The following is a 12,682-nucleotide window of genomic DNA, read 5'->3' as shown; positions in this document are numbered from 1 at the left end:
GGTTAACTATAGATTAGCTTATTCATCATCATCATCTTTTGATTGATCGCTATTACTTTGATCGTTGTCATCTTTATTCGTTGCCGAATCATTGGATTTATCATCGTTGGATTTATCTTTGTTATCACGATCTCCGTCATTGTCATTATTTTTCTTGTCTTCTTTATCTTTTTTATCCGACTTAGATTTTTCATCTTTTTCATCGTCTTTATTTTTGTTATCTTTCTTATCATCTTTATCCTTGTGATTCTTATGATTGTCTTTATCACTACTACCATCAACAAAACTAGAACTTCGCTTGGATTCTCGGCCAAAATAGTCAACAGCAGCAACTTGATATACGCCACTAGACTTACCTACATTAATACTTGTGTCAGTTGTTGATTTGTATAAACTAAACTTTCCATCTGGACTTTTAGCGCGATAAACCCGATAACCAACAACATCATTGCTAGATGATTTGCTCCAACTTAGTGTATTTCCTGATTTCGATAAGGACCGCGGTGCATTTGGTTTTTTACCATCATCTTTTACCTTTCCTACTTCTGAATTAGGAAATTTAACATTATTCCAGATAGAATTATTCGCGGGGATCAGTTGATTGATATCATTTAGTTTATCATAACCCATATCACTTAACCATTCAGGATTAAACATAACACCATTGCCTTGTGTGAATTCACTTGGTGTGTTTTTTCCAGGTGCGACTGCTTTACCATCAATCATAATATAATTCCCCTTGATTAGGCTATAATCCTCTTTTTTAGGGACAAATTTAGAGTTGAAAATATCGCTTCCTACTAAGCCTAGAGACTTAGTGATATCCGAAGGGATTAACCCTGAAGCTAGAGAAAATGACCGTTTAACAATTCCATCTGGTTGTTCGAATTTTTTAGATGGAGCCATTATATCGGGAGCTACCTCTGTAGCAGCATTAACTAATTGTGCCCAATATGCTTGATTTCGTCCACTATAGCCATCATCCAATGGTTGTTCATAACCATAGCCCATCCAAGTTCCAAGTGTAACATTAGGGTTTAAGGCTACAAACCAAGCATCTTTAAAGTCATTTGTTGTTCCAGTTTTACCCGCCCAATCTACATTAGGGTGACTTAAACTTGCTCGAGCCGTACGTCCTGTACCACTTGTTAAAACATCACGCATCATATCAATAATTAAATAGCTGGTTTGGCTACTAAATACTTCAACCGGTTCACTTTCATGTTGATAAATCGTTTCACCATCAACGGTTTCAATTGTTTCAATCATGTAACCTTCAACAAATTTCCCCTTATTAGCGAAAGTTGAGAAAGCATCTGTGTTTTCTTCAACTGTTGCATCAAAAGTTCCTAAGGCGTTTGAAGCGTACGAGTAGTTCTCTTCTGAGAAATGATCAAAGCCCATTTTCACTAAATAGTCCGGTACTGGATTATGACCGGATAATAAATCAATATAAGCCGATGCAGTTGAAACGTTGTATGACTGAGCTAGTGCTGTTCTTGCTGTAACTAACCCATAATAACGGCCTGCAACAAAGTTAGTTGGACTCCAAGAGCCTGAACCATCGCTGTAGGTAAAAGAAACATCGGCTATGACAGAACCGGGTTGTAGTGTACCTTCTTCAAATGCTGGACCATATACGATTAATGGTTTAGCAGTACTTCCAACCTGACGTCTCGTAGTTGCTGTTGCAAAGTTAACGTTATCTTTCTCAAAGTCGCGGCCAGCAACAAAAGCCAATATTGCTCCAGTTTTGTTATCCCTTAAAACAGCCCCGGCTTGTTGCTGTTGAACTAATGGAACGAGTTTACCTGTTTCAGGATCTTCAGTCATAATTGTTTCTTTAGTAAGTCTATTTATGGCCGTTTTATCCCTACCAAAATTGTTATAATTTGCAGTTACATCCTGGAATGTATCGTAAAGTTCTTTATTAATTGTGGTATGAATTTTATAACCACCTTGTGATAACTCTCGAGCAGCGTACATTTGATATTGTTCATTTAATTCTTCATTTGATTGAAGTTCTTCTAATGTGTATCCATCTTCGAGTGCTAATTTTTCTTTAATAATTATCTCGGTCCGTCTACGAATTTCCTCAGATAGATAAGGATATTTATCGTGTGTTGTAGGTTGACGTTCAGCTAAACTAGCTACTAAATCAAATTCAAGCGCTTCTTCATATTGTTCTTCAGTGATATAACCAGCTTGTAGCATTCGCGATAAAACAGTTTCCATTCGCTTTAATCCAGGTTCTAATCCTTCTTCAGATTTAATTGATCCACTATTTGTAAATGGACTATAAGAAATAGGACTTTGCGGTAGGCCGGCTAGAAAAGCAGCTTGTGCAAGATTCACTTCATCAGCATCTAAACCGAATATTCCTTCAGTTGCTGTCTGAATACCAGCAATATTCCTTCCATTTGCATTTCGCCCAAATGAAACGATATTTAGATAGGCTTCAAGGATTTCATCTTTATCCATAAACTTTTCTAAGCGCATGGCTAAGATTATTTCCTTTGCCTTTCGATCAAAAGAGACCTCATTGGTTAAAATTTGATTTTTAATAATTTGTTGTGTTAGAGTACTTCCACCCGTTTGAACGTTTGATCCTGTTACTTCTTGAAAGACGGCACGTAAAATGGCTTTAGGGACAATTCCTTCATGGGTTTCAAAGTATTCATCTTCTGTAGCAATAATCCCATGGATAATATCATCTGATACCTGATCTAATGCTGTCACTTCACGGTGAAGATCTGAGCTTACCTCACCTAAGTAAACTTCATTAGCAAAGTATATTTCAGATGTTTCCTCATAATTATAAATTGCGTTTACCATAGATTCGCTTGATCGCAAGGGTTCATCTTTAATTAAAGAAGCGAAGTATCCAGCTCCGACACCTCCAATGAAGAAGAGCCCAATTATTCCAATCACAATAAAAAAGAGGATAATATTCCAAATAACATCATAAGAAATACGAGAGAATCTTTGTATAATACCCCGGTCAATGAGTGACTTGGATTTAGACCGTATTTGTTTAAATTTATCTTGATCATTCATTTGCTAACCTCCTAAAATCCAATTCATATTATAACACATTTAATTGGTGGAAATAGCGAATTTTGTTTTTTATGTTTAGAACTTGCCTTTATTATTAAAATATGATATTAATGATACAAAACAGATATTAAATTAGCGATGAAAGTTTTTAGTAGCTTATTACTCCCTACATACAGAGAACTGGTGGTTGGTGCAAATCAGTGTAAAGTATTTAAGTGAATTACAAATCTTGAGCTTCTCCCCTAATCCTTTTTGGGGGAGCGGTACGTACAGTATCGTTATCAATATGAGTGGCAATGATTATTGCAACGAGGGTGGTACCACGAGTAGATCTCGTCCCTTTCTGGGGACAGGATCTACTTTTTTTGTTTTTTAAATGATAATGAAAAGGGGAAATGAAGATGGATATTATTCAAGATTTAGAATCACGTGGGCTTATTCAACAAATGACAGATGGGGCAGGATTAAAAGAGCATTTAGCTGAAAATGAGGTCACACTATATTGTGGCTTCGATCCAACTGCTGATAGTTTACACATCGGACATTTAGTCCCTGCTTTAATGTTGAAAAGATTTCAACAAGCAGGCCATCGTCCAGTAGCATTGATCGGTGGTGGAACAGGAATGATTGGTGACCCAAGTGGTCGAACAAGTGAACGTCAATTAAATGATGTAGAGACGGTTAATTACTTTGCTGAAGAAATCAAAAAACAACTTGCTAAAATTCTTGATTTTGATCAGGGGAAAAATAGTGCGGTTGCTCGAAATAACGCAGAATGGTTAAGTCAACTAACGGTCATTGACTTTTTACGTGATATTGGTAAGCATTTTGGTATTAATTATATGTTAGCTAAGGATTCTGTTCAATCCCGATTAGAATATGGGATCAGCTTTACAGAGTTTACTTACATGATCTTGCAATCTTATGATTATATGAATTTATTTGAAAAAGAAAATTGTACTTTACAGATTGGGGGAAGTGACCAGTGGGGGAATATTACAGCCGGTATGGAATTGATCCGTCGTACTCGTAAGGATGGAGAACAGGTTAACGTATTTGGTTTAACTGTTCCACTCATTACAAAGGCTGATGGGACAAAGTTTGGTAAAACAGCTGGTGGTGCTATTTGGTTAGATCCTGAGAAAACAACACCTTACGAGTTTTATCAATTTTGGATAAATACAGATGATCGAGATGTAATTAAATTTCTTAAATACTTTACTTTCCTTTCGATCGAAGAAATTGATCAATTAGCAGAAACATTAGAAGAGGCACCTGAAAAAAGACTCCCTCATATAAAATTAGCAGAAGAATTAACAAAGCTTGTCCACAGTGAAGAAGCACTTGAACAAGCAAAACGAATCTCAAATGCCTTGTTTAGTGGTGATATCAAGCAACTAAATGGTGCAGAAATTAAACAAGGATTTAAAGATGTACCAACAGTGCAAATGCAAAAAGATGCAAAACCTTTAGTTGAGCTTTTAGTTGAAGCAAATATTTCTTCATCTAAACGACAAGCAAGAGAAGATATAAAAAATGGTGCAATTTATATAAATGGTGAAAGACAGCAAGATCTACAATATGAATTATCTGATGCTGATCGGATTGATGATCAATTTACGATTATTAGAAGAGGGAAGAAGAAATACTTTTTAATAGAATTTAACTAAGAAGGCAGACCTAAGAGTAAATGGTTACTTTTGGGTCTGAAAATACCTATCATCATTCTATGGGACCTATCAAATTTAAGAATAAGTTTTCTGGTTTGAGTAGATGAATCAATTAACTGGAGGGTTATCTGCCTTTGATCATCATAGGAAAACTCTTTCTAGAGTAGCTGCTTTCGTTATCTAGGCCATTGTTTTAAATAGCATGCTTTATTTAAAACATATTAGCTAATGGGGGAGTTGGAGAGTTTTGCTATCTATAGCAGGATTGAAGGAATAAGGAAGATTCATAAGAAATTGGTCCCTACATAGTATGGCATAAAGAAGGAAAGTAGATTGTAACAGTAGGTGTACAATTAGAGTTTAGGAAAAGTTTTGAAGAATATGTGTAGAAAGTAATATAGCGTTTTTTCGAATGAACAAAGGCGTTTTCAAGTGATCTTTAACTAAAAGAACTAGTGAAGCAATGTAATCCATAAAATAGGTATAAAACCCTTAGATCCACAATGCATTTATCAACACTAAGCCACCATAATTATAGTTTTAACTAGCTATCGATTCGTGCATTATATTAAAAAATGCCCTGTAACTATTGGATATATCAATAGTTGCAGGGCATTTTAAATTTAGCATTTGCCTTTCAGAAATCCTAGCGTGAATACCACTCAACAATAAGAGCTTCATTGATTTCTGCTGGTAATTCAGCACGTTCAGGGTAACGAGAATATGTTCCTTCTAAGTTGTCTGCATTAAAAGTTAAATATTCAGGTACAAAAGCATTAGCTTCAAGTGCTTCAGCAATGATTGCAAGTTTTTGTGATTTTTCACGAACACCAATTGTTTGACCAGGTTTTACAAGGTAAGATGGAATATCAACTCGACTTCCATCAACTGTAATATGTCCGTGGTTTACTAGTTGACGGGCTTGGCGACGAGTACGAGCTAAGCCAAGACGGTAAACGACATTATCCAAACGTGATTCTAAAAGGATCATGAAGTTTTCACCGTGAACCCCTTTGATTTTACTTGCTTTGTTGAATAGTGTTCTAAACTGACGTTCATTTACACCATACATAAAGCGAAGTTTTTGTTTTTCTTGTAATTGCAAACCATATTCTGTAAGCTTTTTACGTTGATTTGGACCATGTTGTCCAGGTGCGTAAGGACGCTTATCTAATTCCTTACCTGTACCAGTTAATGAAATACCGAGACGACGAGACTTTTTCCATACAGGACCTGTATAGCGAGCCATAGTGCATTCTCTCCTTTATATTAAATTTTTGCATAAAACAAGATATTGTGTTCCGTGATCGCTTGACATTTTGTTTTCATGTACCATCGCTCCAGCAGCAGAGAGTTACACGATACACCTTACATAATTAAAAATTTTAAGAAACTTTTGCGGTATTAGAATTAAAAATCTTATGCAAGGAACAAAATGAACAACCGGTGGTTCACATAGGCTACCTTTTTTACACAAAGTCTATTATAGAGTGTTCTAATATTGAAGTCAACTACTTATCCATATTATAAAAAGAAGGGGAGAATTAACCCAATTGTTAAATAAATGACTTTAAGTTTGATGAAGCCCCCAATTGAACATTGATTTTAATCGAGGGACTATAATATCTAACTTTAAAAGATGGAAGGTAGATCATTCATTAACTGTTCACAAAACTTCTCAAGATAGATTTGATCAAGTTCATTAAATCGATCAAGTTCCGGACTATCAATGTCTAATACTCCAACAATTTGGTTGTTTTTCCTTAGTGGAATAACTATTTCTGATCGGCTAGCTACATCACAAGCGATGTGTTCAGGGAATTTATGAACATCGGCTACTCGTTGTGTCTTGTTTTCTTGAACGGCAGTACCACAAACCCCTTTGCCAACCTCAAGTCTAGTACAGGCAGGTAGTCCTTGAAATGGTCCTAAAACTAATTGGCTGTTTTTAAGTAAATAAAAGCCAACCCAATTGATTCTATCCATAAACTGATTTAACAATGCTGCACTATTCGATAAGTTAGCGATCGGATCTGGTTCATCCTTAACTAATGCTTGTAATTGTTTTAATAAAAGCAAGTAATTTTTTTCTTCAGACATATCATTTCTCCTTTTTGTTAGAATTCATATATAATAAAAGCTGTTCATTCTAAAACAATATTTAGAACCTTAATACCCGTACTTCAGAACTACCGTTTAAAGTTAAGACAATTTCCAAGCTAACCTTTCTATTTGATTTGATCAAGTCATAAGCATTTTATCAAATGTTTTGTTATTTTGAATAAGCTTTTTATACAAAAACAGCCATAAATTAAGGTCTAATGACTTACTTCCTAAACAGAGATGTATTATTTTATTTAAAAAATGACAAAAGTCGATTTATTTTAATTTTTTTAGCAAAATGATCGCTGTTCATGGTATGATAATGATAACTATGACATAAAAAAACTAAATTAACAATTAATATAACTGAATCGTTAATATCATTAAGGAGGATTAACATGGTTGCCTATATTATAGGGTTTATTCTCATTATTATTGCACTGATTATTATTAGTTTGATTTTACGAAAAAGAATTTATGATCGTGTGGATAAACTGGAATCTTGGAAAATAGACATTATGAATCGTAATGTATCCGCTGAGTTACAACGAATTAAGGCTTTAAGACTATCAGGGGAAACACAAACAAAGTTTGAATCTTGGAAGGAAACTTGGGATCAAATTTTAACAAGTGACTTACCTAATATAGAAGAACAATTATTTGATGCTGAAGAAGCGGCGGATCGATTTAATATCCCGTCTGCTAATAATTATTTAAATACGGTCGAAAAAATACTTAGTGATGCTGAGCAAACAATTGCAAATATGTATCGTGAATTAGATGAATTACTTGATTCTGAAAAGAAAAGTCGTCAATTAGCAGAAGAGGTCAGCCCTCAAATTAAAAAGTTAAGAAATATGATATTACATGATTTACACTCATATGGTAAGGCAGAAAAGAGATTTGAGGCTGAGATTAGTGATCAAAAGCTTTGCCTTGATCAATTCCATCTTGAAACAGAAGCAGGAAATTATTATGAAGCGAGCCAAATAATTAATGATATTAAAGTTAAACTTGATGATTTAACGAAACGAATCGAGGATTTCCCAGCCATTTATCGAAAATGTAAAATCGAGTTACCTAATCAAATTAAAGAATTAAATAACGGTCTTAATCAAATGAAAGTTGATGGTTATCAAATAAACTTCCATAATTTCCAAAGTGAATTATCTGATTTAGAGGAGCAATTACAAGTGTATGTTAGCCGAATGGAAGAGACAGATGATCAATCCATTTTTGATTTTGTCGTGACAATTGAGGAACGAATTCAAGAGATATATGAGACTTTAGAAGAAGAGTCAAAAGCAAGGATTTATGTTGATAAGCATCTAAGTAATTTTGAAGTACTTATTTCAGAAGTTCTTGATGATTTTAAAGCAACTGATGAAGAAGTAGCAGATTTACAAAAAACCTATTATTTAGAAGAAAATGACCTTGCCTTATATTCTAATTTAGGGAAATGGATCAATCAATTAGAAGCTCAATATCAACAAATTAATCAGGATCTAAAGGCCGATAATCAGTCATATGTCTCATTAAAAGAGGATTTAGAGGTAAGTTTTCAAGATTTACAAAAACTAAAACAGGCACATGTTGAATTTAAAGATCAAATTAGAACGATTCGAAAAGATGAATTAGAAGCAAAGGAAAAAATCCGGGATTTGCAACATAAGTTATTCGAAGCTGACCGTGAGTTACAGAAAAGTAACTTACCGGGTATTCCGCCTTTTATTTGGAATCAAATAGATGAAGCAACCGATAAATGTACCCTTGTATTAGAAAAGCTTACAGAAGAACCATTAGATATGGGCCTGGTAAACCATGCTTTAATGGAAGCCACTGCTTCTGTTCATTCATTAATAGAACAGACTGAGGCAATGATTGAGCAGGCTTATCTAATTGAACGAGTTATTCAATATGCAAATCGCTATCGAAGCCAAAATCCTACATTAGCCTCAAAATTGACTGAGGCTGAACAAATGTTTAGAGAGTGTAATTATGAACAGGCATTGGAAACAGCTTCTCAGTCTTTGGAAGATGTTGAACCAGGTGCGTTAAAGCGACTTGAAACAACAATTAAAGTACCAAGTTAGTGGAAGAAGGAAAGAAAGATGAGAAAAGTATCATTATTTAGTATTTCAATATTATCATTAAGCATATGGGGGTTATTTTTTACTATTTTCTTACTTAGTGATAATTCAGTTCATGAGATAGAAATAGATGCAAAAGATATTCAAATTGAAAATAAACAAATTGAGGATAGTAAGTTAATTGTCAAGCATTCACAAGCTGAAGAGAAAGCAAGGAATTACGAAACTTCGGTTAAGGATGAGGCAACATCTGAAGTTGAAATACAAGAAACTTCAGAGTCTGAATTAGTTCCTGCAACGGAGACGGTACCAAAAACCTTGGAAGAAAGAGCTAGTAGTCATTATAACGACATATTATACGATTTTGAAAAAGAACATCCAATTTCTATTGACGATTTATTAGATCTCGTTAGTTTAAATTAATAAAAAAGCCCATAATGGGTTTTTTTATTTGGCCAAATATCTGATATATTGATTAGAATATTTAATTTATAAAATTATTATGTTAAAATAATTAAATGCATAAAAGTACTGTTCATTACTGCTTGAGATATTTTTATTGCCAGTTAGGACTGATAATGATAACTGGAGGGAAAGCCAATGATATATTTTGATAATAGTGCAACAACTAAACCACATGATGATATATTAGAAACATTTATTGAAGTATCACGAAAATATTATGGTAACACATCGTCAGCACATCAATTTGGATTAGAAGCGGATCGATTATTAAGGGAATCCTATCAACAAGCAAGTCAATTGCTATCTGTTAATCCAACCGAAATAATTTTCACTTCTGGCGGAACAGAAGGGAATAATATGGCGGTAAAAGGAATCGCTCATGCTTATCAAAACCGAGGAAACCACCTAATTACGACAGAGATAGAGCATCCTTCAATTCTGAATGCTTTTCGTTCAATGGAGGAAATGGGATTTGAAGTGACTTATTTACCTGTTGATCAGTCAGGAATCGTTTCAGTTGAAACTGTAAAAAAAGCATTAAGGGAAGATACGATTCTTGTCAGTATCATGCATGTCAATAATGAAATGGGGACAATCCAACCGATTGAGCAAATTGGTAGGCTCTTAAAGGATCGGAGATATACTTTTTTCCATGTTGATGATGTCCAGGGATTTGGTAAAGTCGACTTAAAGTGGAAAGATGCTTATGTTGATTTAGCAACTATTTCTGGCCACAAAATCCATGGTCTAAAAGGAACAGGATTGCTCTATGTTCGTGATGGTATCAGGCTATATCCACTATTTCACGGTGGTGGGCAACAAAATAATCGACGATCAGGAACTGAAAATTTGGCTGGCATTGTCTCATTGGTACGAGCGATCCGACTAATATTGGAGCAAAGTTTGCATCACCAGGATCATTTAATACAACTTAATCAAGTGTTACGGGAACAACTTAATCAAATCTCAGAAGTTATTATCAATACACCTGAAAATCAAGCACCACATATCCTTAATATTTCAATTCCAGGCTTAAAACCGGAAGTTGTTTTACATGCTCTAGAAGAACGACAAATCTATGTTTCGACTCAAGCGGCCTGTTCTTCAAAAAAAAATGATGAAAGTACTGTTTTGCGAGCGATTCAGCTTCCTAAAGAACAGCGTAATTCTGCATTGAGAATTAGCTTATCTTATCAAAATACATCTGGAGAAATCATATTGTTTGTTCAGGCACTAAAAAGAATTATCAATGAATTAAAACAAGTTATGAGGTAAATAATTATGATATATGATCATATCTTAATCCGTTATGGTGAACTGTCCTTAAAGGGGAAAAACCGTAAGGCATTCACAAATCAACTACATGAAAATGTACGCAATCAATTAAGGGAATTTCCATTAATCCAAATAAATAGTTCACGTGATCGAATGCTTATCACATTGAATGGTGAAGACCCCACTGAGATTATTTCTATTTGTCAACGCATTTTCGGAATCCATAGTTTAAGCTTAGCAATTAAAGCCGAAAATGACTTAGTGGCGATTAAAGAAGCGGCCTTATTTGCTTTAAAAGATGAGAAAGACGTTCAAACCTTTAAGGTCTCTGTTAGAAGAGCAAATAAAGATTTCCCTATCCCCTCACAGGAGTTAAATGCAATCATCGGTGAACACTTATTAAAAAACACAAGTAATATTACTGTTGATGTCCATCAACCAGATTTAGAAGTAAACATCGATATTAGAAAACAACACACGTTTATTACATCAGCAAGATACCCTGGTGCAGGAGGCTTGCCTGTAGGAACTTCAGGGAAAAGTTTATTGTTGTTATCTGGTGGAATAGATAGTCCAGTAGCTGGTTATTTAGCCATGCGAAGGGGTGTCAAGATTGAAGCAATTCACTTTCATTCACCACCCTATACTAGTGAAGGTGCAAAGGAGAAAGTTTTAGATTTAACAAGAAAGTTATCAGAATTTGGTCACGATATTAATGTACACGTAGTACCTTTCACGGCGATACAAGAGAAAATTCATCGTGAAATCCCTTTTGGGTATTCAATGACTGTTATGCGTCGTATGATGTTGAAAATTAGTGAAATAGTCGCTTCAAGATTAGATATATTATCAATCACAACTGGAGAAAGCTTAGGACAAGTAGCAAGTCAAACGATGGAAAGTATGCATGCAATTAATGCAGTGACATCATATCCAGTGTTACGCCCTTTAATTATGATGGATAAAAGTGAAATTATTAAAATTGCTGAGGAAATTGGGACATATCCGATCTCTATTCGTCCATTTGATGATTGTTGTACTATATTTGTCCCAAATTCACCGAAAACAAAACCGAAAAAGGATAAAGTAGAATATTATGAAAGTCACTTGGATCTTACTAAGGAATTAGCTGATCTACTTGATAATATTGAAGTTATTAAGGTATCTAATTCTGATCAAGAGGATGCTCCTTTTAACCATTTATTTTAATAGCGGTAAAGTAAGGTTGAGCATGTAACAACTACCAACTAAATTTCTGTATTAAACCTCTAAATCTGCACATTCTAGAAGTGTAATAAAGAGGAGGTGAATACAGAAATGGCAGGTAACAATAGTAATCAATTAGTAGTACCAGGTGTTAGTCAAGCACTTGATCAAATGAAATATGAAATTGCTCAAGAATTTGGTGTTAACCTTGGTCCAGATACAACATCACGTGCTAACGGTTCTGTTGGTGGTGAAATTACAAAACGTCTTGTACAGATGGCTCAACAACAATTAAGTGGACAATCACACTAAATAAAGTCAATGATAAACTGATCTTCAATCAGAGAAAGGTTTAAACCTACTTGATGTAGGTTACCGATCTATTTACGATGGGAAGAATAACCACAACATACTCTGGTGGAACGATAGATAACCGTCGTCCCAGTTTGAAACTAGCTATTATCACACGGTAGAGTGATTTTAGTCTATGATGACTCGTAAAACTGATTAGAAGATAAGTGAATGATGTCTTACTGGTAGATGATTCTCCACATCTCATTTTTCTATAAATGCTTACAGTGGGTAACATAAAACCTGATAAGACAAGTAAAGAAGAAAGAGGCTGGGACAAAACTCAGCTAAAATGAAAAAGGAATTCAGTTGATACTGGGTTCCTTTTTCTTATTATCATTTAAATAGAATCATCACCTCTTAAATGCTTTTGTGGTGTCACTCTGTGATTTACACTCTGGGTGGACGCTTTCCGCGGGTACGGCCTCGGGCGCGCAGGATGTGGGTCAGTTAGACGTTGCCACA

General features: G+C 34.7%; 9 protein-coding genes and 1 other annotated feature. Of the genes, 6 read left to right on the top strand and 3 right to left on the bottom strand.

Annotation, left to right across the window (positions count from 1 at the left end; translation table 11 throughout):
* Window positions 1–18 precede the first annotated feature (18 nt).
* On the bottom strand, window positions 19–3,057 hold the full coding sequence (locus tag KQI76_RS00745) for a transglycosylase domain-containing protein (protein ID WP_216398388.1): 3,039 nt from the start codon (window positions 3,055–3,057) through the stop codon (window positions 19–21).
* Window positions 3,058–3,186: 129 nt separating this feature from the next.
* Window positions 3,187–3,401: a binding site (T-box leader), on the top strand.
* A gap of 57 nt (window positions 3,402–3,458) precedes the next feature.
* Between KQI76_RS00745 and tyrS the strand changes: the two genes are divergently transcribed.
* Window positions 3,459–4,727 carry a tyrosine--tRNA ligase gene (gene tyrS, locus KQI76_RS00740; protein ID WP_216398387.1) on the top strand — a complete coding sequence of 423 codons (1,269 nt, stop codon included), beginning with the start codon at window positions 3,459–3,461 and terminating at the stop codon, window positions 4,725–4,727.
* 646 nt (window positions 4,728–5,373) lie between these two features.
* Here tyrS and rpsD read toward each other — a convergent pair.
* Window positions 5,374–5,976: a 30S ribosomal protein S4 gene (gene rpsD, locus KQI76_RS00735; RefSeq protein ID WP_216398386.1), complete on the bottom strand. Its 603-nt coding sequence runs from the start codon at window positions 5,974–5,976 to the stop codon at window positions 5,374–5,376.
* 383 nt (window positions 5,977–6,359) lie between these two features.
* Window positions 6,360–6,851, bottom strand: coding sequence for a GAF domain-containing protein (locus tag KQI76_RS00730; protein WP_371817630.1), 492 nt, complete (start codon window positions 6,849–6,851; stop codon window positions 6,360–6,362).
* Window positions 6,852–7,228: 377 nt separating this feature from the next.
* Between KQI76_RS00730 and KQI76_RS00725 the strand changes: the two genes are divergently transcribed.
* From KQI76_RS00725 to KQI76_RS00705, 5 genes are all read left to right on the top strand, one after another.
* Window positions 7,229–8,923 (top strand): septation ring formation regulator EzrA, encoded by a 1,695-nt coding sequence (locus tag KQI76_RS00725; RefSeq protein ID WP_216398384.1) that lies wholly within the window; start codon window positions 7,229–7,231, stop codon window positions 8,921–8,923.
* A gap of 18 nt (window positions 8,924–8,941) precedes the next feature.
* Complete coding sequence (locus KQI76_RS00720; protein WP_216398383.1) at window positions 8,942–9,343, top strand: hypothetical protein; 402 nt, start codon at window positions 8,942–8,944, stop codon at window positions 9,341–9,343.
* Between the two features lie 177 nt (window positions 9,344–9,520).
* Window positions 9,521–10,660 (top strand): cysteine desulfurase family protein, encoded by a 1,140-nt coding sequence (locus KQI76_RS00715; RefSeq protein ID WP_216398382.1) that lies wholly within the window; start codon window positions 9,521–9,523, stop codon window positions 10,658–10,660.
* A 6-nt stretch (window positions 10,661–10,666) separates the two neighbouring features.
* Window positions 10,667–11,869: a tRNA uracil 4-sulfurtransferase ThiI gene (gene thiI, locus KQI76_RS00710; protein ID WP_216398381.1), complete on the top strand. Its 1,203-nt coding sequence runs from the start codon at window positions 10,667–10,669 to the stop codon at window positions 11,867–11,869.
* A gap of 108 nt (window positions 11,870–11,977) precedes the next feature.
* Window positions 11,978–12,178, top strand: coding sequence for an alpha/beta-type small acid-soluble spore protein (locus tag KQI76_RS00705; protein WP_216398380.1), 201 nt, complete (start codon window positions 11,978–11,980; stop codon window positions 12,176–12,178).
* The last annotated feature ends 504 nt before the right edge of the window (window positions 12,179–12,682 follow it).

Origin of the sequence: Amphibacillus sp. MSJ-3 (genome assembly GCF_018919165.1) — a bacterium.
GTDB lineage: Bacteria > Bacillota > Bacilli > Bacillales > Amphibacillaceae > Amphibacillus.
This window is presented reverse-complemented; position numbering and strand designations above follow the sequence as displayed.

Coding starts and splice junctions, on each gene's coding strand:
- KQI76_RS00745 (WP_216398388.1), bottom strand. CDS start 3,057: ATGAATGATCAAGATAAATTTAAACAAATACGGTCTAAATCCAAGTCA.
- tyrS (WP_216398387.1), top strand. CDS start 3,459: ATGGATATTATTCAAGATTTAGAATCACGTGGGCTTATTCAACAAATG.
- rpsD (WP_216398386.1), bottom strand. CDS start 5,976: ATGGCTCGCTATACAGGTCCTGTATGGAAAAAGTCTCGTCGTCTCGGT.
- KQI76_RS00725 (WP_216398384.1), top strand. CDS start 7,229: ATGGTTGCCTATATTATAGGGTTTATTCTCATTATTATTGCACTGATT.
- KQI76_RS00720 (WP_216398383.1), top strand. CDS start 8,942: ATGAGAAAAGTATCATTATTTAGTATTTCAATATTATCATTAAGCATA.
- KQI76_RS00715 (WP_216398382.1), top strand. CDS start 9,521: ATGATATATTTTGATAATAGTGCAACAACTAAACCACATGATGATATA.
- thiI (WP_216398381.1), top strand. CDS start 10,667: ATGATATATGATCATATCTTAATCCGTTATGGTGAACTGTCCTTAAAG.
- KQI76_RS00705 (WP_216398380.1), top strand. CDS start 11,978: ATGGCAGGTAACAATAGTAATCAATTAGTAGTACCAGGTGTTAGTCAA.